Source organism: Streptomyces sp. NPDC057474, from assembly GCF_042802555.1.
Lineage (GTDB): Bacteria > Actinomycetota > Actinomycetes > Streptomycetales > Streptomycetaceae > Streptomyces.
The window spans coordinates 1-25113 of the sequence record NZ_JBHVDX010000149.1 but is presented as its reverse complement, the minus strand read 5'-3'; the positions used below and the strand labels follow the sequence as shown (position 1 = coordinate 25113).

Annotated in this window: 23 protein-coding genes and 1 tRNA gene; 5 read left to right on the top strand and 19 right to left on the bottom strand. The window is 70.8% G+C overall.

From position 1 onward, the window contains the following. Positions 1–84 precede the first annotated feature (84 nt). Together ACFU53_RS32150 and ACFU53_RS32145 are read right to left on the bottom strand one after the other, a co-directional pair. A complete protein-coding gene (locus ACFU53_RS32150; RefSeq protein WP_384000275.1) occupies positions 85–1560 on the bottom strand; it encodes an aminopeptidase P family protein in 1476 nt (491 codons plus the stop codon). A 238-nt stretch (positions 1561–1798) separates the two neighbouring features. After that, positions 1799–3358, bottom strand: coding sequence for a PP2C family protein-serine/threonine phosphatase (locus tag ACFU53_RS32145; RefSeq protein ID WP_384000272.1), 1560 nt, complete (start codon positions 3356–3358; stop codon positions 1799–1801). 513 nt (positions 3359–3871) lie between these two features. On the opposite strand from ACFU53_RS32145, the gene ACFU53_RS32140 reads away from it, so the two are divergent. Together ACFU53_RS32140 and ACFU53_RS32135 are read left to right on the top strand one after the other, a co-directional pair. Further along, a complete protein-coding gene (locus ACFU53_RS32140) occupies positions 3872–4537 on the top strand; it encodes a bifunctional DNA primase/polymerase (RefSeq protein ID WP_384000269.1) in 666 nt (221 codons plus the stop codon). Between the two features lie 55 nt (positions 4538–4592). Next, on the top strand, positions 4593–5408 hold the full coding sequence (locus tag ACFU53_RS32135) for a hypothetical protein (RefSeq protein ID WP_384000266.1): 816 nt from the start codon (positions 4593–4595) through the stop codon (positions 5406–5408). Between the two features lie 255 nt (positions 5409–5663). Here ACFU53_RS32135 and ACFU53_RS32130 read toward each other — a convergent pair whose 3' ends face one another. From ACFU53_RS32130 to ACFU53_RS32120, 3 genes are all read right to left on the bottom strand, one after another. Continuing rightward, the gene (locus ACFU53_RS32130; RefSeq protein ID WP_384000263.1) at positions 5664–6653 is read right to left on the bottom strand and encodes a DUF5926 family protein; all 990 of its coding nucleotides are present in this window, start codon (positions 6651–6653) and stop codon (positions 5664–5666) included. A gap of 151 nt (positions 6654–6804) precedes the next feature. Next, the gene (locus tag ACFU53_RS32125) at positions 6805–7347 is read right to left on the bottom strand and encodes an ATP-binding protein (RefSeq protein ID WP_384000278.1); all 543 of its coding nucleotides are present in this window, start codon (positions 7345–7347) and stop codon (positions 6805–6807) included. A 402-nt stretch (positions 7348–7749) separates the two neighbouring features. Beyond that, positions 7750–8559: a glycerophosphodiester phosphodiesterase gene (locus tag ACFU53_RS32120; protein ID WP_384000260.1), complete on the bottom strand. Its 810-nt coding sequence runs from the start codon at positions 8557–8559 to the stop codon at positions 7750–7752. A gap of 254 nt (positions 8560–8813) precedes the next feature. On the opposite strand from ACFU53_RS32120, the gene ACFU53_RS32115 reads away from it, so the two are divergent. Both ACFU53_RS32115 and ACFU53_RS32110 read left to right on the top strand, forming a co-directional pair. Continuing rightward, positions 8814–10574 carry a S1C family serine protease gene (locus ACFU53_RS32115; protein WP_384000257.1) on the top strand — a complete coding sequence of 587 codons (1761 nt, stop codon included), beginning with the start codon at positions 8814–8816 and terminating at the stop codon, positions 10572–10574. Positions 10575–11393: 819 nt separating this feature from the next. Then, the gene (locus ACFU53_RS32110; RefSeq protein WP_384000254.1) at positions 11394–12065 is read left to right on the top strand and encodes a DUF4232 domain-containing protein; all 672 of its coding nucleotides are present in this window, start codon (positions 11394–11396) and stop codon (positions 12063–12065) included. A gap of 372 nt (positions 12066–12437) precedes the next feature. Here ACFU53_RS32110 and ACFU53_RS32105 read toward each other — a convergent pair whose 3' ends face one another. After that, positions 12438–12932, bottom strand: a complete 495-nt coding sequence (locus ACFU53_RS32105) for a GNAT family N-acetyltransferase (RefSeq protein ID WP_384000251.1) — start codon at positions 12930–12932, stop codon at positions 12438–12440. 618 nt (positions 12933–13550) lie between these two features. Here ACFU53_RS32105 and ACFU53_RS32100 point away from each other — a divergent pair. Further along, positions 13551–13635 (top strand) — tRNA-Ser (locus ACFU53_RS32100). 144 nt (positions 13636–13779) lie between these two features. Here ACFU53_RS32100 and ACFU53_RS32095 read toward each other — a convergent pair. The 13 genes from ACFU53_RS32095 to ACFU53_RS32035 form a co-directional block, all read right to left on the bottom strand. After that, positions 13780–15189, bottom strand: coding sequence for a tyrosine-type recombinase/integrase (locus tag ACFU53_RS32095; RefSeq protein ID WP_384000249.1), 1410 nt, complete (start codon positions 15187–15189; stop codon positions 13780–13782). A 59-nt stretch (positions 15190–15248) separates the two neighbouring features. Further along, the gene (locus ACFU53_RS32090; protein ID WP_384000246.1) at positions 15249–15437 is read right to left on the bottom strand and encodes a helix-turn-helix transcriptional regulator; all 189 of its coding nucleotides are present in this window, start codon (positions 15435–15437) and stop codon (positions 15249–15251) included. 155 nt (positions 15438–15592) lie between these two features. Next, positions 15593–16843 (bottom strand): DUF3631 domain-containing protein, encoded by a 1251-nt coding sequence (locus tag ACFU53_RS32085; RefSeq protein ID WP_384000244.1) that lies wholly within the window; start codon positions 16841–16843, stop codon positions 15593–15595. Then, the gene (locus ACFU53_RS32080) at positions 16840–17190 is read right to left on the bottom strand and encodes a hypothetical protein (RefSeq protein ID WP_384000241.1); all 351 of its coding nucleotides are present in this window, start codon (positions 17188–17190) and stop codon (positions 16840–16842) included. The genes ACFU53_RS32085 and ACFU53_RS32080 overlap by 4 nt, the downstream gene beginning before the upstream one ends. Further along, positions 17187–18083 (bottom strand): bifunctional DNA primase/polymerase, encoded by an 897-nt coding sequence (locus tag ACFU53_RS32075; RefSeq protein WP_384000239.1) that lies wholly within the window; start codon positions 18081–18083, stop codon positions 17187–17189. The genes ACFU53_RS32080 and ACFU53_RS32075 overlap by 4 nt, the downstream gene beginning before the upstream one ends. After that, positions 18080–18763 (bottom strand): SAM-dependent methyltransferase, encoded by a 684-nt coding sequence (locus ACFU53_RS32070; protein ID WP_384000236.1) that lies wholly within the window; start codon positions 18761–18763, stop codon positions 18080–18082. Before ACFU53_RS32070 ends, ACFU53_RS32075 begins: the two co-directional genes overlap by 4 nt. Positions 18764–18852: 89 nt before the next feature. Beyond that, positions 18853–19164 (bottom strand): hypothetical protein, encoded by a 312-nt coding sequence (locus ACFU53_RS32065; protein ID WP_384000234.1) that lies wholly within the window; start codon positions 19162–19164, stop codon positions 18853–18855. 223 nt (positions 19165–19387) lie between these two features. Then, entirely contained in the window at positions 19388–21502 is a 2115-nt protein-coding gene (locus tag ACFU53_RS32060) for a hypothetical protein (RefSeq protein ID WP_384000231.1), read from the bottom strand. A gap of 1 nt (position 21503) precedes the next feature. Continuing rightward, positions 21504–23084, bottom strand: a complete 1581-nt coding sequence (locus ACFU53_RS32055; RefSeq protein ID WP_384000228.1) for a hypothetical protein — start codon at positions 23082–23084, stop codon at positions 21504–21506. A gap of 80 nt (positions 23085–23164) precedes the next feature. Continuing rightward, entirely contained in the window at positions 23165–23506 is a 342-nt protein-coding gene (locus ACFU53_RS32050) for an RRQRL motif-containing zinc-binding protein (RefSeq protein WP_384000225.1), read from the bottom strand. Beyond that, complete coding sequence (locus tag ACFU53_RS32045; protein ID WP_384000222.1) at positions 23506–24513, bottom strand: DUF2637 domain-containing protein; 1008 nt, start codon at positions 24511–24513, stop codon at positions 23506–23508. Before ACFU53_RS32045 ends, ACFU53_RS32050 begins: the two co-directional genes overlap by 1 nt. Then, the gene (locus tag ACFU53_RS32040; protein WP_384000219.1) at positions 24510–24791 is read right to left on the bottom strand and encodes a DUF6303 family protein; all 282 of its coding nucleotides are present in this window, start codon (positions 24789–24791) and stop codon (positions 24510–24512) included. Before ACFU53_RS32040 ends, ACFU53_RS32045 begins: the two co-directional genes overlap by 4 nt. Then, positions 24791–25057 (bottom strand): DUF6284 family protein, encoded by a 267-nt coding sequence (locus tag ACFU53_RS32035; protein ID WP_384000216.1) that lies wholly within the window; start codon positions 25055–25057, stop codon positions 24791–24793. Before ACFU53_RS32035 ends, ACFU53_RS32040 begins: the two co-directional genes overlap by 1 nt. Between the last annotated feature and the right edge of the window lie 56 nt (positions 25058–25113).

Genomic DNA, 25113 nt, shown 5'->3' with positions numbered 1-25113 from the left:
GCGGGGAACTGCGCGACCAGCCCCCACGCCCCCGCGGACGACAACGGCCGGGCACCTCACAGGTACCCGGCCGTCATCCTGTCGTCAGCTCTTCAGTGACGCCATCCACGCCTCGACCTCGTCGGAGCGGCGAGGCAGCCCGGCGGACAGGTTGCGGTTGCCGACGTCGGTCACCAGGATGTCGTCCTCGATGCGGACGCCGATGCCGCGGTACTCCTCGGGGACGGTCAGGTCGTCCGCCTGGAAGTAGAGACCGGGCTCGACCGTCAGCACCATCCCCGGCTCCAACGTTCCGTCGACGTACGACTCGACGCGCGCGGCGGCGCAGTCGTGGACATCCATGCCGAGCATGTGCCCCGTACCGTGGAGGGTCCAGCGGCGCTGGAGGCCCAGCTCGAGGACCCGCTCCACCGGGCCCTCGACGAGCCCCCACTCGACCAGCCGTTCGGCCAGGACATGCTGTGCGGCGTCGTGGAAGTCGCGGTACTTGCCACCGGGCCGCACGGCGGCGATGCCGGCCTCCTGGGCGTCGTACACGGCGTCGTAGATCTTCTTCTGGATCTCGCTGAACGTGCCGTTGACCGGCAGGGTGCGTGTGACGTCGGCCGTGTAGTACGTGTGCGTCTCGACGCCCGCGTCCAGCAGGAGCAGGTCGCCGGAGCGGACCGGGCCGTCGTTGCGGACCCAGTGCAGCGTGGTGGCGTGCGGGCCGGCGGCGCAGATGGAGCCGTAGCCGACATCGTTGCCCTCGACCCGGGCGCGCAAAAAGAACGTTCCCTCGACATAGCGCTCCGAGGTGGCCTCGGCCTTGTCCAGCACGCGTACGACGTCCTCGAAGCCGCGCACGGTCGAGTCGACCGCCTTCTGCAGCTCGCCGATCTCGAACTCGTCCTTGACCAGCCGCGCCTCGGAGAGGAAGACCCGCAGCTCGTCGTCGCGCTCGGCGGTGACCTTGTCGGTGAGCGCCGCCTCGATGCCGGCGTCGTACCCGCGTACGACCCGTACCGGGCCGGTGGCCTCGCGCAGCTTGTCGACCAGTTCGCGCACGTCGGAGGCGAGGACGCCGTACAGCTCCGCCGACTCGGTCAGCGAGTGCCGCCGCCCGACCCACAGCTCGCCCTGGCCGGAGAGCCAGAACTCGCCGTTCTCCCGGTCGGAGCGTGGCAGGAGGTAGATCGTCGCGTCGTGGCCCTCACCCGCGGGCTCCAGGACCAGGACGCCGTCCTCTGTCTGGTTGCCGGTGAGGTACGCGTACTCGACCGACGCCCGGAAAGGGTACTCGGTGTCGTTCGAGCGGGTCTTCAGGTTGCCCGAGGGGACGACCAGGCGCTCGCCCGGGAAGCGCGCGGAGAGCGCGGCACGGCGGGCGGCGGTCTGGGCGGCCTGGGCGATCGGCTCCAGGCCGTGCAGTTCGGTGTCGGCCCATCCCGACTTCATGCTCTCGGCCAGCTCGTCGGACACGCCCGGGTACAGGCCGTTCTTGCGCTGCTTGATCGGCTCCTCGGCTTCGGTCGCCTCGGTCTCCGGGATCGCCGGCTCGAGCTCGTCCGCCACGGTCATCCTCCTAGGTACGGCACTGGACCTCGTCCATCGTACGTTCGCACCGAAGGGGGCCCAGGAGGACCGAAGCACCTCTTACGACGGGTCACCGAGCCCTTACGGGAAGCAGCCGCGAAGGCTCCCCGGCAGCAGGCAGCAGGCAGCAGGTGGCAGGCAGCAGGCGGCGCCGGGGGCCACCCCATGGCCGTCGGCGACGCATGCGCCAGGCGCGCCGACACACGGCACCAAGCCGGTGGCCCTACTCGAACCGCGCCGCCAGCAGCACCACGTCCTCCGTGGCGTCCTCCCCCGGCCTCGGCTTGGCTCGATCGGAAGGTGTCCCCAGGTCCGGCCCGGCCGGCAGGACGGTGCGCAGGATGTGGTCGGCGATGGCGCCGGGGTCGGTGCGCAGGGCCCGGGGGACGCCGGCCGCGGCCGCGTGGAGGCGGGCGAAGGCGCGGTCTACGGGTTCGCCGGTGCGCTGGAGGAGGCCGTCGGTGTAGAGCAGGACGGTTTCTCCCGGCTCGGCGGTCAGCTCGACGCTGGGCGCCTCCCAGCAGGCCAGCATGCCGAGCGGCGCGGACAGGGACGTCTCCATGTACTCGGTGCGGCGCTCGCCGATCACCAGGGGCGGGCTATGTCCGGCCCCGGCCAGCGTGATCTTGCGCAGCGCGGGTTCGATGTAGGCGAAGAGCGCGGTGGCGGAGCGGGCGGGCTCGGTGAGACGGAGGAGCAGTTCGAGGTCGGAGAGGACGGCGACGGGGTCCTCGCCCTCCATCACGGCGTATGCCCGCAGGGAGGCCCGCAGTCGGCCCATCGCGGCGACCGCGCTGGGACCCGACCCCGTGACCGAGCCGACCGCGAGGCCGAGTGCGGCGTCCGGCAGCGGCAGCGCGTCGTACCAGTCGCCGCCCCCGCGCGGTCCGGTGCGGTGCCGGGCGGCGAGCTGGACGCCGGCGACGCGGGGCAGTCGGGAGGGGAGCAGTTCCTCGGCGATGGTCGCCATGCTCGCGCGCGTGCGCTCGACCTCGACGAGCCGCGCCAGATGCTCGGCGGCGTACCGCGTGTACAGCCCGACGAGGTGCCGCTGTCGCTCGACCGGCTCCGCGGGTTCGTCGTACAGCCAGACGGCGGCGCCGAGCCGGCCGGCTCCGTCGGTGGACAGGGGGAGCGCGTAGCTCGCCGCGTATCCGAGCCGGGCGGCGACCTCACGGTGGCGGGGGTCGAGTCCGTCCTCGGCGAACAGGTCGGGCTGGGCGATCTCGCCGTCGCCGCCCGGCAGTCCGTCGAGGATGCGGCCGTACGGCAGGGAGCTGCGCGGCACGGTCTCGATGTGCCCGAGGTCGGCGCGGCCGAGGCCGAGGCCGATGGTGGTGTCCGGGCCGAGTCCGTCGCCCGGTTCCAGGACGACGAGACCGCGGCGGGCGCCGACGAGGGCGGCTCCGGCGTGCAGGGTTTCCTTGAGGGCACTGTCGAGTGAGTCCGTGCGGGCCAGACGTTCGGTGAGTTCGTGCAGCGTCGTGAGGTCCGAGACCCAGCCCGCGAGTCTGTCCTGGAGAACGGCCCCGGGAGCGGTGCCCGGACCTGTGGCGGCAGTGGCCGACGGGGCACCCGGGGCGGCGGGCGCGGGCGCGACAGTGTGTGCCGGGGAGGGAACCGTTGAATCGATTCCAGCCACTTTCGGAGGGTGAGGGGCGTTCATGGTGTCCGGCTTTCCGACCGGTGCGTATTGCTCAAAAGCATCGCAAACCCCCATGTCATTCTGCGCCGCTAGCGGTCTCTCCACATGTACACGCACTCGTGAGGGGATGTCCAGCATTGTCCTGCTGGGATATCTGGTGTCCGTGAGGCACTGTTGGACACCTGTCAACTTCTTGTCCAGTCCTTTGGAAAAAGCAAAGTTGGCTTAAAAGTGTTGTGGTGAACGGTGTACTGAGGTCGACTGGCCTTGTTCAACAGAGCGTCACAGCGGTCGTGATGGGTACGTACTCGGTGAAGACCAGGGGTGGCGGAGGCCACCCGGAACCTGGCGACGGAACCGGGCGTCCTATCCACCGACGACCGAGCCCCATCCTCCCGTGGCGGAGGCGGCGAGCACATGCGGGACAGCAAAACGCCAGGCGCCGCCACCCCTACGCCATGCCCATGCTTTTGACAGACGCAAGTCGACGCAAGCGATGGACGCGGACGTAACCGAGCTCGGCCCGCAGGGGTTCCCCTTGTCCGCGACAGGGGTGTGATGCGCCAGCAGGTACGCACAGTGCAGTGAACGACACATGTTGTGATGTGACCCACGGTGTTGCCATGCGTGCAACGGAAAGGACGAGCGCTCATGCGCGAGATCCCCGGAAAGCGACGCAGGCTCCTGTCCAAGCGCAACGGCGGGAGGCCCGAGCTTCTTGAGCAGGCCCTGACGTTCGCGACGGAATGGCAGTGGCCCGTACTCCCGGGGGTGGCGCCGGACCCGCATGGGCGTGCCCGCTGCGGCTGCCCGGACCCGGAGTGCGTGGTGCCCGGCGCTCACCCCTTCGACCCAGGCCTGCTGGCCGCCACCACCGACGAGCGCATGGTCCACTGGTGGTGGACCAACCGGCCGACGGCACCGATCGTGCTGGCCACCGGCGGCACCGCCCCCTGTGCGGTGAGCCTGCCGGCCCTGGCCGCCTCCCGTGCCCTCGCCGCGCTCGACCGCTCCGGCATGCGCCTCGGCCCCGTGGTCGCGGCCCCGCACCGCTGGGCCATCCTCGTCGCGCCGTACTCCATGGAGCAGTTGGGCGAGCTGCTCTACGCCAAGGACTTCGTCCCCGGCTCCCTCCGCTTCCACAGCGAGGGCGGTTATCTGGCCCTGCCCCCGTCCGAGACCGGCCACGGCCTGGTCCGCTGGGAGCGGGCACCGCTGCCCGGTTCGGCCGCGCCCTGGGTCCCCGATGTCGAGGCGGTCGTGGACGCGGTCGTCGACGCCCTCACTCGTAAGGGTGTGAGCGCCCCCGAGTTCTGAGCCCGCCCGGCGCGCGTGGGGCCGGGTGCCCCCGGTCGGTCGTTATGTTCCGCACATGCAGCGTCTTCCCGGGGGCCACGGGGCCCCGCCGCGCGGCCGCCACAGTGCTCCCCCGCTTCGGAGCCGTAGAGCACCCAAGCCGACGCGCGGCGGGCCGGATCCGCGCCGACTCCGCCTCGCGGGACTGACCGCCGCGGTCGCGGTCGCGCTGGGCCTGCCCCTCGCCGCCTCCGCCGGCCCACTCGGCGACGTACATACGTCCGAGCGCGCCTTAACGCCCGAGGGCACCCTCACTTCCGAACTCGACCGTGTCGTCGGCCGCGCCGGTGAAGTCGCCGGGCTGGGCGGCGGCGCCGCCGGGCGGGCGGGCGAGGCCGGTGCGGGCGCCGAGGAGTCTTCCGGACGCGTCGATCCGAAGGCGGGCGGAGCGGGCGAGGCGGGCGAGGAGACGGCGGAGGGTTTCGATACGGCGGACGGTTCCGATACGGCCGACGACGCCGCGCGCTCACGCCCGCCGCTCGGCCTCGGTCTCGCCACCGCCGCCCGCTGCGGCCCCGAACTCACCTCTCCCGACGGCATCGAGGCGCAGACGTGTGTCCTCACGCAGGGCGAGCAGACCTGGGCCCGCACGTACTACCGCAATGCCACCGGGCGGGAGCTCAGTTCGGTCCTCAGCATGATGGCGCCCGGCGGGCACACCGTACGGATGCACTGCGCCGTGGGCGCGCACGACGAGCCCGGGGCGTGCGAGACGCCCAGGGAGCGTACGCGGGGCGTGATGGGGGCGTACACGGCCGTTGTGGAGTTCGCGGCACCGGACGGCAGTGGTCCCCTGTTGCTGCGCTCAGGGAGCAACTCAGGCCGCTGGTAAGGGTGTTGACGCTGAGCGTGGTGCCGTACGGCGGAGGCTCTCCGGATCCCGGGCATGAAAAGACCCGGTTGCTGGCGACGGGGGATGCACCAGCAACCGGGCTAATGGAACCGTAACAAGAGATCGGCGCTTCGCAAATTCGATCTCGGCTATTCGGACACGAATTTGCCTGTCATGTAGGGGAGTTGTGACAGGAGTCACCACACTTCGCACGTACTCGATCAGCTGACCGTCCGGTCAGCCCCGGAACGTACCTCAGCTGAGTGTGACCTGCCGGTTGGTGAGTCCACCGCGTGCCCGGCGCTCGTCCGGGGTGAGCGGGGACTCGTCGGCCAGGGCGGTGGCGAGCCGCTCGGCGAACTCGGCCGCCGGCTTCTCGATGTCGTCCGCGCCGATCCCGCTGGGGAGGTCCCAGACCGGCACGGTGAGGCCGTGAGCACGGAAAGAGCCCACCAGGCGGGTGCCCTCACCGAGGCTGGAACGCCCCGCGGCGTGCAGCCGCGCGAGAGCGTCCAGAAGCCGCTCCTCGGGGTGCGGCATGACCCACCGCAGGTGGTTCTTCTCAGGGGTCTCGCACCAGTACGCCGCGTCGACGCCCGCGAGCTTCACAGTCGGGATCGCCGCGGAGTTGGCGCGCTCCAGGGAGGCGGTCACCTCCGGGGTCGTGCTCTCCGTGTCCGGGACCCAGAACTCGAAGCCCGTGTGCACAACTGGCTCGAACTCACCTTCGGGGTCGAGCAGGTCCTGCAGGCGCGGACCGTCGGCCGGGGCGCGCCGGCCCTGAACCGGAGTGCCCGGCTCGGCGACGAGGGCGCGCTGGAGGGTGTCGGCGAGGTCGCGGCTGATGTCGCCGGACGGCGTGTCGTTCTGCAGGCCGAGCAGCACCGAGCCGTCGTCACGGCGCAGCGCGGGCCACGCCATGGGCAGGACGGTGGCGAGCGTCACCGACGGGACGCCCTCGGGGAGCGCGTCCTTCAGCTTCAGCCCGACGGTGGCGGCGGGCACCAGCTCGCGCAGCGCGACCCAGTCGCCCTCGCCCGGCAGGCCCTCGAAGGGGCGCTGCACCAGCTCGGTCACCGCCTGGGCGGCGGCCCGGCCGTGGCAGGCCTTGTAGCGGCGGCCGCTGGCGCAGGGGCATTGCTCGCGCGCGCCGACAACCGGAACCTGCCCATCGGCGCCTGCGGCGCCGACTCCGCCGGTGCCCTGCGGGCGCTTGGCCTTCGTGTGGGGTCGCTTCTTGGCCATCGTGGGTGTCTCCCGATCACGGCTCGTCTCGTACTTGCGCGAGCCTAGCCGCTCGTACGACGCCCGACGGGACCCTGTGGACAACGCACCGAGTCGTCCCGGAACCGGTGGTTCGGACCAGGTTGTTCACGCCTGACCCCTGCCCGGCCGGTCAGTCCATGTCCTCGAACGCGTCCGCGAAGTCCAGGTCGGGGACGGTGGACACCGAGGGGGCGACGACGCGGGTGGCGAAGTCGTCCCTGCGGTGGGCGCGGTAGACGTCGTCCAGGACGACGACCCACACCGTGACCTCGCCGCGGGCGTCGTCGCGCACGCCCCAGTCGTCGGCCAGCGCCGTGACGATGTTCAGCCCGCGGCCGCCGTGTGCGGTGACCGAGGGCGTGGACGGAACCGGGCGGGTCGGACCGCCGCCGTCCGTCACCTCGACCGTGAGCCGCCCCGAGGGATCCATGCGCCAGGCGCAGCGCACATCGCCGTCACCGGCCAGCTCGTCACCGAGCGGTCTGCCGTGTTTGCAGGCATTGCTGAGTAGTTCGGAAAGGATCAGTAGGGCGTCGTCGATGACCGATTCCGCCACACCACCGTGACGCAACTGATCGCGCATCCGGTGCCTCGCTTCCCCCACGCCCGCAGGGCCATGGGGTACGGCCATGCTCGACGACGTGGGCACCTCCTGTGCCACCACCAACGCCACCCCCGAGACCTCCTTCACCCCACGCCACGGTGTGAATGCCCCATTGGACTGGACTGGAAACCGGCCGGCACACGTGCTCTGACGCACTCAGAACGATCGAATACGGATCGAACGCGCCGGTGCACTCCCCGTAGTTGACTGGCTGAATTTCGCCCCCGATGTACCAACTTGTCCTCGGGTGTGGTTCGGCCGTCCTGGCGGAATTCTTACCTCCGTCAAGAGCCGCACGGCGGCAGCGGCGGGGGTCTGCGAGGTGGTCGCAGGTGTGAACAGAGGCATGTTCGAAAGCTGTCGCCGACGACGTGTTGGAAGCTGTCGGAATCAGTGTGTTCGAAGTTGTCGTAGCCCGTGCGCTCGGTGGTGTCGTAGCCCGTGCGCTCGGTGGTCTCGGAGAGGGTGCGGTCAGCGGCTGAGTTGGTGGAGTACCGCGCGCGGGCGGTTGGTGATGATGGCGTCGATGCCCAACTCGACGCAGAGGTCGACGTCCTCGGGCTCGTTCACGGTCCACACGTGCACGTCGTGGCCGGCGTTCTTCAGGCGCTCGATGTACGCGGGGTGGTTGCGCACGATCCGGATCGAGGGGCCCGCGATCCGGACACCGCTCGGCAGCCGCCCGTCGCGCAGCCGGGGTGAGACGAACTGCATCAGGTAGACCGTCGGCAGCGTCGGGGACGCCGCCCGGACGCGGTGCAGCGAGCGCGCCGAGAAGCTCATGATCCGTACCGGCGACTCGGCGGGCGACTCCGGAGCGTCCAGGCCGAACCGCTTCAGCAGGACCAGCAGCCGCTCCTCGACCTGGCCCGCCCAGCGCGTGGGGTGCTTGGTCTCGATGGCCAGCTCCACCCGGCGCCCCGCGTCGGCCACGAGTTCGAGCAGGCGCTCAAGGGTGAGGACGGAGGTGTCCGCCCGGTCCTCGGGGGTGACCTCCCAGTCGGGGGCCTCGTCGCCGTTCCTCCAGGAGCCGAAGTCCAGGGCGGCCAGGTCGGCCAGCTCCAGGGCGGAGACCGCGCCGCGGCCGTTCGACGTACGGTTGACGCGTCGGTCGTGGACACAGACGAGATGGCCGTCCGCCGTCAGCCGGACATCGCATTCGAGGGCGTCCGCACCGTCCTCGATCGCTTTTTTGTACGCGGCCAGGGTGTGCTCGGGGGCCGCCTCGGAGGCGCCCCGGTGGGCGACGACCTGAATCGGGAGCTGTCGTGCGTGGGTCACCGCGTCATGGTGCCACCGTGGAGGGGTACGAGTGGAAGCGGTGACCGTGGACGACCGGGTTCATATGCACAGTATGCTCCATAAGTCCAATAGGTCCTATATAAAGGATGGTCTCGGACCCACAGGCACCGCTTATGGTGCCCTGACGGCTCGTGGGAAAAGCTGACCACATACAAAACTCGCGCACAGCCCGATGTGCGACCAAGAACAGTCGACCGCCGACAAGGTGAAGCCGTGGACCGAGGAGAAAAGCTGTGAGCACCGAGAACGAGGGCACCGCGGTACCCCCGGCCCCGTCCGCACCTCCCGTGCCGGTGGAAACTCCCGCTGCCTCCGCGCCGGCCCCGGCGCACGAGCCGAGCGCGGCACCGGCGGAGCACACCGCCCCGGCGACCCCGACCGGAACCACCGCCGACGAGGCGCCGACGACCCAGCTCCCGCCGGTCCCGCCGACGGCACCGGAGCCGGGCGCGACCGCGGTACAGCCTCGGGTGCCGCAGGCGGAGCAGCCGACGGCACAGCAGCCGACGGCTCACCAGCCGCAGCCGGAGATGGTGTCCGCAGGGGCGCCCGTTTACGCGGCGGCCGCGGCGGGTCAGGGGCAGGGCATGGGTCAGGCGCCCGGTGGGGGGTACGGACAGGCACCCGGCGGGGCCGGTGGCATCGGCGGGGCCGGGCCCTCCACGCCCGACGCCGCCTGGCCGCCTCCGGCACCCCCCGCCGTCCCGTCGTACGCGGACAACGGCGGTGGCACGTACGCGGACGGCGGCGGTGCGTACGGCGACACGGGCGCGGCCGGAGGAGCCGGTGGCACCGGCGGTCCCGGCGGCCACGGTGATGGCGGCTGGGGCTCCTCGTGGCAGCAGACGCAGCAGCCGGCCCCCAAGCCGCCGGGCAACAAGCGGGGCGGTCTGATCGCCGCCATCCTCGTGGCCGCGCTGGTCGCGGGCGGGGTCGGCGGCGGTATCGGTTACACGCTGGCCGACCGCAACGACAACTCCACCGGTTCCACGACCGTTTCGGCCTCCCAGAACGGCGGTGACGTCAAGCGCGCGGCCGGTACGGTCGCCGCCGTGGCCTCCTCGGCGCTGCCGAGCACGGTCACCATCGAGGCGTCGAGCAGCGAGGGCGAGGGCGGCACGGGCACCGGCTTCGTGTTCGACAGGGAAGGCCACATCGTCACCAACAACCACGTGGTGGCTGAAGCCGTCGACGGCGGGAAGGTGGCGGCCACCTTCCCGGACGGCAAGAAGTACGACGCCGAGGTCGTCGGCCACGCGCAGGGCTACGACGTGGCGGTCATCAAGCTGAAGAACGCCCCGTCGAACCTGCAGCCGCTGACGCTCGGCGACTCCGACAAGGTCGCGGTGGGCGACTCGACGATCGCGATCGGCGCGCCCTTCGGCCTCTCCAACACGGTCACGACGGGCATCATCAGCGCCAAGAACCGCCCGGTGGCCTCCAGTGACGGCTCCTCCGGCAGCAAGGCCTCCTACATGAGCGCCCTGCAGACCGACGCGTCGATCAACCCGGGCAACTCCGGCGGCCCTCTCCTTGACGCCCAGGGCAATGTCATCGGCATCAACTCGGCCATCCAGTCCGCCAGCAACGGCAGCTTCGGCTCCGGCCAGGCGGGCTCCATCGGCCTCGGCTTCGCCATCCCGATCAACCAGGCCAAGAACGTGGCCCAGCAGCTGATCAGGACGGGCAAGCCGGTGTACCCGGTGATCGGCGCCTCGGTCTCCCTGGAGGAGGGCACGGGCGGAGCGAAGATCACGGACCCGGGCGAGAGCGGCGCGGACTCCATCACCGCGGGCGGCCCCGCCGACAAGGCCGGCCTCAAGCCCGGTGACGTCATCACCAAGCTCGACGACCACGTCATCGACAGCGGCCCCACCCTCATCGGCGAGATCTGGACCCACCTCCCCGGCGACAAGGTCACCCTCACCTACACCCGCGACGGCAAGACCCGCACGGCGGACGTCACCCTCGGCGAACGCGAGGGCGACAGCTGACCCTCGCCTCACCGCCGCTCCGTCGTCCCCGCGCCCCTCGGCCATCGGCTGTGGGGGACGGGGACGGGGGACGGGTCGGCATCAGGCCGGACGCTCCCACGGTGGAATCAGCACCCGGTCGAAGTCGTCGAAAAACAGCGGGTGCACGACTGGGCCGGTGAGCACGCGAACACCTGTACGTCTTCAGGTCCCACTCACCAACCACCTCGCCGCCACCCGCAGCCTCCGAAGTTCAGCACCCGCCGAATCTGCAGGAGCGGTCTCACCGACTGACGATTGTGCGACCCAGTGCTTCTCGATTCCGCGAAACACACCCAGAGCGAAGCGAGTGCGATCACGGTCGCCGAAACAGAGATCAAGGTCTCCGGCTTCATGGGCCCCTCCCTCAGCCACAGTTGCAGCCGGTCGCTGCGGCCGCTGTGGGCCGGTTGTGGACCGACCTCTCGTGATCATGAACGCAGCCGGTAGTGCAGCCGCTTCGCCCCAGGTGGGCGGGGCGTAGGTGGGTTGCCCGAGCGGCTACTCCAGTCGCAGATCGTTACCGTCGTGGCGTCGAGCCAGCCGAGTCGTACGGGTCAGGCGCGTCCCCTCCGTGGGCGACGGTCCCGCCCAGCCCACGGCCTCGGTCCTGGTGTTGGCCAGGGCGATCGGGTTGTGAGCGGTAGGTCGTTGTGATCATGTCTCCGGCCTGTGACAGCGTTGTGCAGGAGTGAAGACGCCGGGATCCCTTCGGTTCACAGTCCCCTCATAATGATCAAGAAAGCACCGAGAGGCCGAACCCGCTTCGGCACTCAACTTACTGATTACCAAGGGGATTTCATGTCCGGCAACCGTCGCAAGGCCTTCCTCGTCTCCGCAGCCCTCGTGGGCGGCGCCATGCTGATGACCGCGTGCCAGGACACGGCCACGGACACTGACGCCGCGCAGGGTTCTTCGTCCGCCACTCCGGCCGGCGATGCGGCCACCCCGTCCGGCTCGTCGACCACGGGTAGTGGCCAGGGCACCGGCAAGGGCTCCGACGCGACGGGCGAAGGATCCGAGGACGGGGCCGGCTCCGGCGCCGACACCGGCAACGGCGAGCGGGAGCCGGTCCAGCAGAGCTGCGGCGCCAACGACATCTCCTGGAGCACCAGGTCCGAGTCGCAGGCCGGCGGATACATCCTGATCATCGCGAAGGCGAATTCGGGGATAACCTGCATCCTGCCCGCCGCGCTTCCGACCGTGGCGTTCGGATCCGACGGCACCCAGGCGGGTCCCGCGGAGCAGGCCGTCGGCGAGCAGATCACGCTGAGCGGGAGCACCGCCGCCTACGCCGGGGTGAACCCGAAGAGCACCGGCGGAAACGGTGGCAAGGAACTGGACAGCATTATCGTCGGCGTCGGTGACGACGACCCCAACCCGGTTTCCCTGCCGGTCGGCACCATCACTGTCGAGGACCCGATCGTCACCAACTGGCACACCGACCCGACGGACGCCGTTCCCTCCAGCTGAACGGACCCGCAGCTCGTGATCCATGCTTGAACGGCTCGGCGCAGGCAGCGGCCGGGCCCGGGATCGTGCCTGGTGGCGGCGGAGCGGGAGTCGGCGAGGTCGATGACGGCCCGGTCGTAGAAGCGGAGGCCCTTGGCCCTGGCCCAGGCGGTGCACTTCTTCGCATCCCCGGTCTCGTTCCGACCAGCACCACTTGGTCGACTGCCAGTGAACCGGCCTGCACTCTGGCCCGTCAGACCATCGAACGCCTCCTGCCGACAGGCAGGGTCTACGCTGTGACCTGCGGCCACCACAAGATCGTTAGTCTTCACACGTCGATGATCAGCGGTGGCCGCAGCCTTCCCGCAGCCGACCCCCGAGCAAGATCAAGGTCTATGGCTGGAGGTCGCGCTGGTACCAAGTGCCCGACTTGCCGCCGAGATCGGCCAGGGTGGCAGGGCCAACCGGGACGAACCCGGCTTTGGCCAAGACTTTCTGGGACGCGGCGTTGTCGTGGGAGGTGGCCGCCCGCAGTGTGCGCAGGCCGTGCATCGCTGTCGCCATCCGGCACAGCTCCCGGACGTTCGTGGTCGCCACTCCGTGGCCGGCGACCTGCTCAGCGACCCGGTAGCCGAGTCTGGCGGTGCCGTCCTCCAAGTCGTACAGGTTGAACCTGCCGAGTACCGAGCCATCCTCGGCGACGAGCACGTAGAAGGCGCAGATGTCGGCCTCCTGCTCGGCCAGCGAGGCGTTGAACCAGTTGGTGAACTGGTGGAAGAAGTCGTCGCCACGGTCGGAGATCGAGGCAGCGAAGTAGCTGCGGTTCGCCAGCTCGAAGGCCAGGACCGCCGGGGCATGGCCGGCATGCAGCCGCTTCAGCTCGGGCATCGCCCGACTCTACCCAGATCGTGCGCTGAGGCGGTTGCAGTTTACGACTCGCTTGACCTGTCTCATAAGGGGTTGGGCCCTGCAGCATTGCCCTGCATCACTCAGGTCGGCGGAGCGGGTTTGGCCGGTGTCCTGGCCGGTTTGGGTCGAGCATGATCAGGGGGCCGTACGCTGGCTGGCAACTCGGCCAGGCTGTGATCCTGCCCGGAATTTGAACGAGTGGCCCCCTGGTCCTGCTCGACGCGGGACCCGAACTGGGGAGGTGGCTAAAGCCTGGCTAAAGCCGTGGAGCCGACCGTCCCAGCCGGGGCCAGAGCGGGCCGAAGGCAGGAGTGTCGGGCCCCGGCTGGGAGCCGGGGAGCGCGCGGGGAGCGGAGCGAGCCGCCTTGCACCAGCAGAGAAAGTCGTAACTCGCAGGAGGGCTCCACTCAGTTCGCTGTCTGTGGCTGTGTAGTTGAGGCAGCAGGAACCAGATCGCTTGGTCTGGGTCCGGGACGGTCGCGGACGCGGCGCTGGCGGCCGGAAACAGGGCCAGTGGACCCCGTGTGGACCACGCCCCCCGAGCAGCGCCCGCGCCCGGTACGCTGTACCCGCTCCGTCCCTGGTGGGCGGGGCGTAGGTGGGTTGCCCGAGCGGCCTAAGGGAACGGTCTTGAAAACCGTCGTGGCGCGAGTCACCGTGGGTTCAAATCCCACACCCACCGCTTGCAGGTCAGACGCTGTGCAGGTCAGAAGGGGTGCCACTCTCCGGAGCGGCACCCCTTGTGCGTGCACCTTGTCTCACCCTGACTCGCCCGTATCCCACCTTTGACCAGTGCGTATGGGCCATCTGTGGGCCAGGAATCGCGCTACTCGTCGTCGGCGAGACCCTTGGCGATCAGCCGGTTTGAGCGCCCTTGATCCCCCTTGAGAATCTTGGCGTAGAACCGGTAGAGCACAGCGATGCTGTGCCCGGCCCGCGCCGCGACCTCTGCGGGGTCCACACCCGACTTGATCCAGAGCGAGACGCCGGCGTGCCGAAGCGAGTAGGGCACTTCCGCGAGCGGGGAGGCCGCTTCCTTCTCTGACAGGGCTTTGGTGCGGGCAGCACTCCAGAGATCGCAGTACTCGGTGGAACGGACACGGCCGCTCTTGGCCGCACGGAAGAGCCGACCGTCCGGTGCGGTTCCGTACGCTTCGACGTGGTTCCGCAGCATCTTCACCAGGACCGGCGGGATCGGCACGGGGCGTGTCGCCCCACGAGCCCGACGCTTGAGGCCGCGCGCCTCGTACGAAGCGCCGTCGTCCGTCCAGCCGCTCCCCACCTCCGGGCGGCTCTCCCCCAGCAGCAACTCCCCCCACTGGTCAGCCGAGTCGGCGGCGTCCGGCGGTAGCGTGCAGTCCGCGAGCCTCAACGACACGATCTCGCCGGGGCGCATGGCGGCGTAGTACAGACAGCCGAAGAACGCTGCCAAGTGTGCACCGCGAGGCCCGGAGTCTCGCACGGCGTCGATGAGCGATCGGGCGAGTGTGGGACCGGGGACGTACCGGAAATCGATCTCGTCGTCTGTCTCCGGTGGCGTCCAGTCGACGCGAGCGAGCGGGTTGGCGGACAACAGCCCCTTCTCTTCCACCGTGTACTTCAGGAAGTTGCTCAGGACCATGAGCTTTCGCCGCAAGGTGTTCTCAGCCGCTTTGCGACCGTCCATGCGGCGGGAGAGTGCTTCCAGGGCGGGGCGGAGCAACTCCGGGTTCTCCAGGGCGTTCACCTGCATGGAGTGTTCCGAGAGCCACGTCAGGGCGGCGCGGATGTCCGTCGGCGGTTCCTCGGCGACGTGGCGGGCAACCAACTCTCCTTCGGGGCCCGGCACCGCACGGAAAGCCCACTGGTAGAGCGCCGCCCGCAGGGTCTTTGCCTTCGGCGCCCCTCGGGTCGTCGTGACGAGAGCCGGGACCGCGACCGCGAGCGATTCACCGATGCTGGCCCGGTGCTTCGCGGCGGCGCGCGGCCACTTCATGAGCGCGTAGGTGACGGCGTGCTCGTACCAGGTCGGGGAGTTGAGCGCGGCCAGTTCACGCGCGGGGAGACCGGTGCTTTCGTCGAACTGCTCGCGCTCGCGCAGTGCGGCCATGAGTTCGGAACGGCGGCCGTCTGCCTGGGTCTTGAGCTTGAAGCTTCGGGAGTGGGGACGGCGACCGACGCGCCAGCGCAGTTCAAAGGGCTTGGGTCGGCCGGACCGCTTGCGGATGGACCAGACGTCAACGTCGTACGTGAGCATGTGTCTCCCATGAGCGAGGGAGCCCGCCACAGCGGGCCCCCTCGGTGAGGTGGTGTGAACTACGCGGCGTCCAGTTCGCAGCGGTCCCACCAGGCATCCAGGTCGCGGCGGCTGACACGGACCTGACCGTTGGGGAGCTTGCGGATGCGGGGCGCCTGACCCCGAGCGCGCATGCGGTAGAAGGCGGCGCGGCTCATGTCGATCTCTTCGAGGACTTCACGGAGCTTGAGCATCTGGGGGCGTGCCACGTTGCGACTCCTCGTCGTGGGGCCTTTTGGGGATCCGCAACATCCGCAACACCGCAACATGCCTGGTCAGAGGCTTGGATTTGTTGCGGATCGCGTTCATGTTGCGGATAGCGCCGCCACACAGGAGCGTGGCGGCGCCTTCGAGTTCGCGCTGATCAGCCAGCGATGGGGAGCGGGAGTGTGGCGGTTTCGTCAGTCGTGTTGCGGATGCCGTGGGGGCTGTCCGCAACGGATTCACCGCTGCTGACCTGTGATGTTGCGGATGTTGCGGATGTTGCGGACTTCTCGGGGGGTGGGGGGCAGTAGCGCATCCATGCGTCCGCGAGGTCTTCCGCGTGGTAGCCCTTCGGGGTGCCTGACGCGGTGCGGAACGTGCGGGGCTTGATCGGCTTGTTGGCCGGTGTGACGTAGTCGCCGAGCATCCGGGCGAGCGTCCGGGGGGTGATCGGCTTGTCGTCCAGGTCGGCCCATGGGCTGTCGTCCATGGCCAGCAGGCATTCGAGGATGACGGCGGTGGGCATGCGGTCGGCTCCGCAGAACACCTTGTCGCGCAGGTCGGTCAACAGCCGGATGCCGAGGGAGGAGTCGTCGCCCTCGCGGGCGGCGTTGACGAGTTCGAGGCAGGCGGCGCGGGCGCGCTCGGGCCAGTGTCCGCCGGCGGCGTCGGCGACGGCGAGCAGGGGTTCCCACACGTCGGCCGGCCGGTCCGAGACACCCTCGGGCATCTCCGGCCACGCTTCGGCGATCTGGTCGTGGATGGTGGCGGTCCACTCCGCGAGCCGGTCGCGCAGGATGTGGCCCTGCTTCTCGTGGATGCGGCGGCGGTAGGGCTCGCACTTCTCGTTGGGTGCCTTCTTGCGCATGCGGATGATGACCGAGCGGGTCAGGATCGTGTCGGGCAGCGAGCCGAGTCCGGCCATGGCGACCGCGCAGAAGGAGTCGAACCAGCCTGCTTTCTGGTCGGAGCCCTCTCCAACGCAGCGCAGGGACTTGGCGCCGCGCCGGTAGCCGGAGTTGAGGAATCCCCGGACCTCTTCGTTCCCGCCGGCCTTGGGCCCGAAGACGGTGTCGATCTCGTCGAACAGCAGCGTCGGCGTTCCCGCATCGGCCGCTACCAGCCGGAACAGGGCGTTGGCGGACGCGTTGACGGTGGTCGCAGCGCGCGGGGTGAGCGTCTCGATGATCTCCAGTGCCCGTGACTTCCCCGATCCCGGTTCGGGGCTGAGGAAGGCAATGCGGGCGGTGCCGTCAAGGGCCTCGATCAGGTGGGCGTGCGCGTCCCACAACGTGACGGCGGTGTAGGCGTGCTCGGTGGGGAAGATGTTGAAGCGGCGGTGGAAGGCTTCCACGTCTTCGAGCAGCGCGGCCCCGTCGATGGCGGGGGTGGTGGGGGTCGGGTCGCTCATGCTGCGGCCCTCCCTTCCTGGTGGGGGCGGAGCGGGCAGGTGTCGCGGTGGGCGGCGTGGTCGTCGATCAGGGCGAGCACCTTGCGATGGCCGACGGCGCTGCGGTCCCGGCCGCACAGGCACTTCGAGGTGGCGGTAGAGGTGGCGCCGCGCGGTGCGACGATGTGCAGCCACGCCACGGGGTACCGGCCGTCACCGCGCTGCGGGTCAGAACCAACAGCAGTGGGGACGCCCTTGCGGGCGGCGCCTTTGGGCCCGCCATCGGCCGTGGTGTCCACAGGCTGTGGAGCGGCGACCGGTCGGCGGGGGATGTCGGGGAGGCTCTTAGTAGGCGGTGGTGTGGTCATGCCGCCCGCCTGCCGGCCGTGTTGTGGGCGATCGACCAGTCCAGCCCGCGCGTGATCACGTCCTCGTAGTAGCGCTGCGGCTGGGTGGCGTTGCCCGATGCCGCCCTACTAAGAGCCTGCTCGACCTCCCCCCGGTCGAGGTCGCCGGACACGATCAGCCGACCGAGTGCGCGGGCGGCTCGCAGGAGAGTTGCGTTGCGGGTGCCGTCGGCGGCGGTGGCCACGTTGTGCGTCTCGCCCCGCAGCGCGGCGGCGGCGTACCCGCCCGCCCGTGTGGTGAGCGGCACGGACGCGTCCCGCGCGGGACGCGGCGGGGGTTTCAGGGCGTCGTGCAGCCATGCGGGCAGCGGGACGGGCGGCCGGTCGTCGAGGACGGAGTACGGGCCGTCGGGGGTGATGCTTCCGGCGGCGACGACGTAGCCGCCCCAGCCACGGGTGTCGATCTTCTTCGCGAGCCGCCCGGCGGTGTTGTGCAGCCGGACGCCGGCGGGCTGGGTGAAGTACAGATGCTCTCCACCGCGCGCGGTCCGCACCCGGTATGTGTCGGGCACCGGCTGTCCGGCGCGCTCGCAGAGCGCCGCAAAAGAAGTCGCGCCGTCAGGCGTTCCTTTCGGCTCTTCAGGCTTGAGGGTGTCGAGGTCGACCACGAGCAGCCCGGCGGGGCCGGTGGCGATGCCGACGTTGTACGGCTGCTGCGCCCACGCGGCGGCCAGCAACTCGGGGTCGGTGGTGGCGCGCTGCTCGGGGGTCTTGTGCCCGTCGGCGCAGCGGCCGGTGCCGGGGCAGTGCTTCTGCGCGTGACCGGCGGGCCGCTTGTCGCCGGGGCGCAGGGGGATGACGGGCCAGCCGCGTGCGGCGGCGCTCAGGGCGGCGTTCAGCAGAGCCTCGCTCACGCGGCCACCCCCACGGACACGGTGGTGAGGAAGGCGCGGCCGATGTGCTCGGTGTAGGCGGGCGGGATGCACTCGCGGATGCCGTCGCGGTTCATCCAGTCCACGCCCATGACGCGGCGGGCGTGGTCGACGCCGGAGAAGTTGCCGACGAACTGCCCGAAGTGGCCGGGAGGGATCGGGCGGCCCATCTTCGCGACCGGCGCCGCGTGCTCCGGATGGCGGGGCGGGGTGAGCGTCCACCGGCCCGTCTCGAAGTAGCGGTGGCGGTAGGTCTCCAGGGCGAACATGGCCCCGCACAGCAGGACCGGGGTGATCAGGTGCGGGACCGCGCCCCGGACGTTCTCGATCACGTACGGCCGCCCGGTGGCTTCCAGCGCGGCGCGGGTGGGGGCGATCAGGTCGGGGTGGGCGTTGCCGGTCAGGCGCTGGGTGTCGCTGTAGAACTGGCACGGCGGTGAGGCGTGGATGAAGTCGAAGGCGGCGCCGTGTTCGCGGACGAACGCGAGCGCGTCCGCCTGCACGAACCGGTGGGGGTAGCGGGGCTGGGGCTCGGTGTCGACGCCGGTCACGTCGAACCCGGCGTCGCGGTAGCCCTTGCCGGCGCCGCCCTGCTTGCAGAACAGATCCAGCAGACGCGGCCGTCGGCCGTGTACTCGCCGGATCAGGGTGGATTGGGTCATGCTGGAGACCTCCAACAGGTCTGTTGAGGACGGGTTGGCAAGGGCGGCCCCGGATTCATTGGCGTGAGTGGGGGCCGCCCTTGGCGTAGCTAGGCGCCCTTGCTGCGGGCGAGCCTGAGGGTGATGCCGCCGATCCCGATGGGTCCGGCGGCCCCGGCGATGACGGTGACGGTGTGGGCGGCGGCGTCCAGCAGGAAGCAGAGCGCCGCGACCAGTCCCCAACCACCGACGACGGTGGCGCCAGCGATCGCGAAGGGGATGAGCAGGCGCCGCCACGGGAGGCCGGTCGGGGTGGTGGTCGGGACGATGATGACGACCGGCTGTCCGGTGGCCTGGGCGCGGTTCCAGTCGTCGGCGGGGATGTGCGGGGCCATCTGGCCGGGCGGGGTGTGCTGGCTCATTTCAGGCTCCCTCAGGGTGTGCCACGGGCCCGCGCCGGAAGGTGGCGCGGGCCCGTGCGGGTGGGTGGGTTGCTTGTCGTCTTTCTTGTCGTCTCGCTTGTCGTGTGGCTTGTCGCTTGTCTTGTCTTGTCGCTTGTCGCCTCCCAGGTCACAAGCCGTTTCCGGGCCTCCAGAGCGGCGCGGTGGGGCATGTGCCGAGGAGGGGCCGACAAGCGACAAGCGATCAGTTGTCGGGGGTGTGGTCGCGGTGGACGTAGCGGGCTTTGGTGCCCTCCCCGACACGGACGGCGATGCCGTCGGTGGTCCACGTCTTGAGCCAGCCGACGACCGTCTGACGGGTCGTGCCGTACTCGTCGGCGAGCGCGCGGGCGATCGCCGAGGCGCCGGTTCCCTCGGTGCCGGCGGCGAGCAGGACCGCGAGCGCGGCCCGCTGTGCGGGGCTGTCCTGCTCGGTCTCGCCCCGCAGCGCGGACAGGTTCAGCCCACCCGCGACCGGCGGCACGCCGTCGTCGTCGGTGTGGGGGTCGGGGGCGGTGGCGAACTGCGCGTCGATCTCCGCGCGGAAGCGGGCGAGCATCGCGTCTTCCGGCGACACGGCGGGGCCGCTCGCCGGGCGGTTGAGCGCGGACAGGTTCAGCCCCGAACCAGCCCCGGCCCCCGCGCTGTCGGCGTGGTCGTCGGGGGTGTGGTCGCGCATCCACGCGGTGCGCTCGGCATCCCACCGGCGGGCGTAGGCGGGCCCGGCCGCCTTGGCGGAGATCTCGTCAAGGCGGGGGTGCCGGTCGGAGGTGGCGGTGGTGATCTCGCGAATCTGGTTCGGCAGGATCCGCCACGCCTTGAACAGCGCGGCCGGTGACTCGGGGGTGCCCATGAACCCGGCCCCCTTGTACGGGGCCTGCTCCACGCGCAAGCCGCGGCGGCCGGGGAAGAGCTTGCCCAGGTCCATGCCCTCGGTCTCACCGCCGGTGAGCGCGACGCGCACCTTGCCCTCGCGGCGGATCATCAGGTTGCCCAGCACACTGCCGGTGGCCCCGAGCGCGGTCAGCACGGTGCGTACGCCCATGGCGCGCAGCATCCGGATGACTTCCAGGATCTTCTTCGCCAGTTCCTTCATCTGCCGGTCGGTGCTTACCAGGATCTCGGCACCCTCGTCGATCACCAGCAGAATCTGCGGAATCTTCGAACTGACCGGCAGGAGATCGGTGTTCGCCTTGGCCAGCAGATCCTGGTACGCCTTCTTGCGGTGCAGCCCGACCGCGAGCGCGGCATCGAGCATGGTGAGGGCTTCCTCGTGGGTGCCGGCGAGCCAGTCGATACCGGGCCGCACCGGCTTGCCATCCTCCCCCTGCAACTCCCCCTTCAGCGCGGGCAGCACCCAGGGCAGTCCGGCACTGCCGGCGTTGAGGTCGATCACCCAAGTGAGAACGTCCTCGGCGCGGGCGAACCCGGCCAGGATCGTGTGCACCATGTTCGTCTTGCCCGACCCGGTCGGACCCACGACCAGCGCGCACTGTTCCCGCAGGTAGGCGGCCACTGTCTCGCCATTGGTCCGCACCCCCCACGGCAGGCCGGTCAGGACGGACAGCGGGCCGTAGTCGTCGGGGTAGGGGCAGTCGTCCTTGAGGACGTTGACGGTGGTCACGTCCAGGATGGTGCGGCCCTGGTGGATACCGGGCCCGGCGGTGGCGGTGCAGCCGTGCGGCAGCTTCGCATCGGCGGACAGGGCCACCGAGTGCTGCGCGATGCGGTCGTAGGTGATGCCGCCCTGGGGTTCGAGGTCGAGGGAGTACCCGGCCCCGGTCTCCCACCTCTCCACACCCAGCACGCGCACGGTGATGTGGCAGATCCGCTGAATGCGCTCCACCCACTCGGCGGCGATCGCGCGGCGCTCGGCGGAGAGTTCCTCGGCAATCTGCCGCAGTTCGACAGCGATCGCTTCCTCTTCCCGCGCTTCCTCGTAGAGGGCGGCGGAGCGGGCGGCGGCGCCGATCCCGACCCCGATGGTCGCGAGGGATCCGAGGGCGGCCCAGGTGAGCGGGCCGTTCGTCATGGCCCATGTCGTCCAGCCGGCGCCTACGAGCCAGGATGCGGCGCGGGTGGCCAGCGTGCGGCCGGCATTGCGCACGCGCAGACCGGCGACGGTGTGACCGAGGGCGCCGGCGGCGCCGACGGCGAGCGCCCAGCCGGGCGGCATGGCGGTAGCGGCGCCGGTGGCGGCGACGGCGAAGGCTCCGGTGGTGGCGGACAGGGCGCCGGTCACGGGTCCGTGACCGGCCGCCCAGTCCAGCACCGGACCACTGCTGACGTGCTGCTTCTTTGCGGTGGCGGTGCTGCTCATCTCAGACGTTCCAGCCCTTCTCAGCCTCGGGTCCGTTGCGGGGGTCCTCGTGCCGGGCGATGTCCTGCTCGTGCGCCTGCCGGAACAGCGGCCCCATGTCCTCCGCGACCGCGACCGCGCTCATCACGGCACCGAAGATGTCGTTGAAGCCGTCCGCGACTTCCTTCTCCAGCGGAAACTCACTGTCGGAACGCTCGGCGAGGATCTTCATCACGTTCGCCACAGAGGTGAGCGCGGCGGGCAGTCCCTCGACCATGGCGAGGATCTCCATGGCGTTCTCGGGGTCGTAGGAGTTGGCGGCCTGCTCCATCTCCTCGGCCGCCTCTTCGAACCGGAAACCAGACACGTTCTCTCCTTCACTGACCTGGGATGTTGCAGGGGTCGGAACGCTTGCGGCCGGCCGCTCGACACCGTCTGCGATCCCGCCGGTGCCGTCCTCGGCGGCCTCGGCGTCCGCAGCGGCTTCCTGCTCGCGCTGCGCCTGGCGGGTGGCTTCATCCCGCTCGGCGCGCTGCTCGGCAGCAGTGCGGACCATCCGCCAGAACAGGCGGCGACCGGGGTACATCAGCCACGGGATATCGAACTTGCGGCCGATCGGCGTGGTCAGGCAGCCCAACAGCCCGACCGGGAGGGCGAGCAGCGCGGCGAGCAGGCGGCGCCCGTGGAAGCGGGCGGCGGACCTGCGCAGCGCGCTGCGGGCGGCCTTGCGGGCCGGAGCCTTGCGGACGTCGGCGCGCTGCGCGGCGATCGTGGCGCCGGTCTTCGCGTCGCGCTGGGCACGGGACTTGGCGACAGCAGCGTCCCGCGCCGCCCGCGCCTTGCGGACGGCACCGCCCATCAGCCGCCCGGCCAGCCCCGGCCGCTTCCCCGAACGGGCTGTGCCGGCAGTGGCTTTGGCGTTGCGGCGAGCGTCGGCGACCGCGCGGCGAGCAGCGGCGGTCTGTGTCCTCTGCCCGGCACGCGAACCAGCCGCAGCCTTCTGCCCTGCCCGCAGCGCCTTGACCTGACCAGCCTTGCCAGCCGCTTTCCCCGCGCCGCCGGCCGCGCGCTTGGCGGGGCTGTTGCTGGTCTTGCTGCCGGGCTTCCGACCGGCCGCTGTACCGGTGTGACCGGTGGCGGTGCCGGTGGTGCGGCGGTTGTGGCCGGGAGTCTTGCCCGACCGGCCACCGGAACCACCTGCACGAGAGCCGGTCGAACGACCCCCGGTGCCACGGGTGCCGGTGCCGCTGGTGTGCAGGCCGGCCTTGCGGGCGGCGGAGCGACCGGCGGCGCGGGCAGCGGCCCGGCGGGCGTCGCGGCGGGGGTCGGGCTTGCGGGAGCGGGCGGCGGCGAACGTGCCGAGCACAACCATCCCGGTCGCCGCGACAGCCGCCGCGACCGGCCCGCCCACCAGCGAAGCAGCGGCGACGGTGCCCACGGTGCTGTTCGCGGTGGACAGGGCGAGCGGGACGATGGGCCAGCCGCCGGGCGTGTGCTCCACATCCTTCACAGCCGGCGCCGTGGCGGGCAGGGTGTCGGGCGGCGGGGGCGGTGCGGCCGGAACAGCCTCAACGGCTACCGGCTCGGTGCTGAGTTCCGTCATGCTGAGAGCACTCCTTAAGGGGAGTAGGGCCCGGCCGAAGCTGTAGGAGGCGATTGGCCGGGCCTGCTGAACAGGGGGATTCAGGCGGCGCGCTGTTCGTCGTCGGGGAAAGCGCACGGCACGCACGCCCCCAGCTCGGCGGGGATGACGTAGCCGGCGTCGGTGCGGCACTGCGGGCAGGTGCGGCGGGCGGCGTTCGCCTTGTCCAGCGCCGCCCACTTCGCCGGCGTCATCGGCCGCACGGGCTTGGCCCGGTCGATCTCGTAGAGGTAGGCGACCAGCGGCGGGCGGCGACGGCGGGGACGCTCGATCTGCGCCACCACGTCCTGACCACCGGGCCGCAACCCCTTCGCGCGGAGCTGACGGCGGGTGGCCAACCCGTCCGGAGCGAGCCTCCAGACGTAGACCGGCAGGGCGCCCATCAGCCGGTCGCGATCGACAGTTCAGCCCCGCCCGCGCCGGGGTCGCGCAGTTCGGCGTAGCGGGCGGAGACCCAGCCGACCGACCAGCCGCACAGGTCCGCCGCGCGCCGCACCGCCACACCCTCGGCCACGGCGGCGGCGATGATCCGCCGGGCGTGGTCCTCGGGCAGCTTGGTGTTCACGGGCGGGCCGTCGAGCAGCGCGGCGTGTTCACGGCGTTCACGCTCCGCCCGCTCGACACGGGCGGCGTGTTCACGGGCCTCGCGCTCGGCAGCCTCGCGGGCACGACGCTCGGTCTCCTCACGTTCACGGCGTTCACGGTTCTGCCACTGCTGTTCACGCTCGCGTTCAGCGCGTTCACGAGCCTCGCGCTCGGCGGCCTCGCGGGCGGCGGCCTGCTCGCGTTCCTCGCGGCGGGCCCGCTCTTCCCGCTCGGTCTGTTCACGGACCAACCGGGCTTCGTGCTCCCGCTGTTCACGGGCCATCGCGGCGGCGTGCTCGCGTTCCTCACGGGCCCGCCGTGCGGCGGTCTCGCGCCGTTCGTCGGCCGCCCGCTCACGGGCCTCCCGCTCGGTGCGCTGCTGGGCTTCCAGCTCCGCGACGGCGGCGGTGATGGCCCGCCGGTAAGCGAGACCGGTCTCAGCGGTGACGATCAGCAGCAGCGGCGCGACCGCATGCACAGCCACACCCACCAGGTCGTTCTTCAGCGCGGAGTCGGCGACGTTCAGCGCAAGGGTCATGCAGCCGGTCATCCAGCGCAGCACCACCGGCCACCGCCCGCCGTGGCCCCCGAGACGGGCCAGCACCGCATCGAGCCGCACCACGATCACCACCGCCGCGTCGACGACCAGGGGCAGGATCGGGGCCGTCCAGTCCCACTGGTCGGGGGTGTGAGCGGCGGCGAGGGGGGTGACGGTGAGGATCGAGTACAGCATCGCCCCTGCCACGATCAGCCACGTGCCGACCGACAGAGCGCGCTCGGCTGAACGGATCTGAACACTGTTCACGCGACCGCCCCCGTCCATGAACGCACCCCGATCGCGGCGATCAGGATGACCGGGGAGGACGGGTCGTCGTGGGTCTCGGTGTCCTCGGTCCACTCCCACCGGGCATCCGGCAACGGCTCGAACCCGAGCACGCTGAGCGCGTTCACGCGGTCCGTGAACGTCGGCACTACCGGGCCGAACTCGTACTCCGGCCACCGCTCGGTGGTGTTCATCAGCACCACGTACAGGCGCCACCGGCCCCTACGCACGGACATCTGCGCCGTGAACAGAGCCTCCATCAGGCCACCGCCGATGAGACGGCGCCGCCCTGGTTCGCCAGCGTCCGGCGCGCGGCCAGCACCTTGCGACGGGCCCGGCGGATGCGCTGGTGGTCCACGTCGGTGGGCGTGCGGTCCAGCAGGCTGATCCGGACGTCCAGCAACTCGACCTCCGCGTCGATCAGCGGCGTCTCGACCGCGATCGCGTCCAGCTCCGCGAACGTCGGCTCGCGGTCGAAGTCGTCGGCGGTGGTAACAACCGCCTGAACAGCACCGATGTTCTTCATGGGTCGTGGTTCCTCTCAGGGTGGTACGGCCCGAACAGCGGCCCCGGTGTTCGAGC

Bases quoted from the DNA above. Each gene is read 5' to 3' on its own strand.
- ACFU53_RS32150 (WP_384000275.1), bottom strand. From the start codon at position 1,560: ATGACCGTGGCGGACGAGCTCGAGCCGGCGATCCCGGAGACCGAGGCG.
- ACFU53_RS32145 (WP_384000272.1), bottom strand. From the start codon at position 3,358: ATGCTGGACATCCCCTCACGAGTGCGTGTACATGTGGAGAGACCGCTA.
- ACFU53_RS32140 (WP_384000269.1), top strand. From the start codon at position 3,872: ATGCGCGAGATCCCCGGAAAGCGACGCAGGCTCCTGTCCAAGCGCAAC.
- ACFU53_RS32135 (WP_384000266.1), top strand. From the start codon at position 4,593: ATGCAGCGTCTTCCCGGGGGCCACGGGGCCCCGCCGCGCGGCCGCCAC.
- ACFU53_RS32130 (WP_384000263.1), bottom strand. From the start codon at position 6,653: ATGGCCAAGAAGCGACCCCACACGAAGGCCAAGCGCCCGCAGGGCACC.
- ACFU53_RS32110 (WP_384000254.1), top strand. From the start codon at position 11,394: ATGTCCGGCAACCGTCGCAAGGCCTTCCTCGTCTCCGCAGCCCTCGTG.
- ACFU53_RS32105 (WP_384000251.1), bottom strand. From the start codon at position 12,932: ATGCCCGAGCTGAAGCGGCTGCATGCCGGCCATGCCCCGGCGGTCCTG.
- ACFU53_RS32095 (WP_384000249.1), bottom strand. From the start codon at position 15,189: ATGCTCACGTACGACGTTGACGTCTGGTCCATCCGCAAGCGGTCCGGC.
- ACFU53_RS32085 (WP_384000244.1), bottom strand. From the start codon at position 16,843: ATGAGCGACCCGACCCCCACCACCCCCGCCATCGACGGGGCCGCGCTG.
- ACFU53_RS32080 (WP_384000241.1), bottom strand. From the start codon at position 17,190: ATGACCACACCACCGCCTACTAAGAGCCTCCCCGACATCCCCCGCCGA.
- ACFU53_RS32070 (WP_384000236.1), bottom strand. From the start codon at position 18,763: ATGACCCAATCCACCCTGATCCGGCGAGTACACGGCCGACGGCCGCGT.
- ACFU53_RS32065 (WP_384000234.1), bottom strand. From the start codon at position 19,164: ATGAGCCAGCACACCCCGCCCGGCCAGATGGCCCCGCACATCCCCGCC.
- ACFU53_RS32060 (WP_384000231.1), bottom strand. From the start codon at position 21,502: ATGAGCAGCACCGCCACCGCAAAGAAGCAGCACGTCAGCAGTGGTCCG.
- ACFU53_RS32055 (WP_384000228.1), bottom strand. From the start codon at position 23,084: ATGACGGAACTCAGCACCGAGCCGGTAGCCGTTGAGGCTGTTCCGGCC.
- ACFU53_RS32050 (WP_384000225.1), bottom strand. From the start codon at position 23,506: ATGGGCGCCCTGCCGGTCTACGTCTGGAGGCTCGCTCCGGACGGGTTG.
- ACFU53_RS32040 (WP_384000219.1), bottom strand. From the start codon at position 24,791: ATGGAGGCTCTGTTCACGGCGCAGATGTCCGTGCGTAGGGGCCGGTGG.
- ACFU53_RS32035 (WP_384000216.1), bottom strand. From the start codon at position 25,057: ATGAAGAACATCGGTGCTGTTCAGGCGGTTGTTACCACCGCCGACGAC.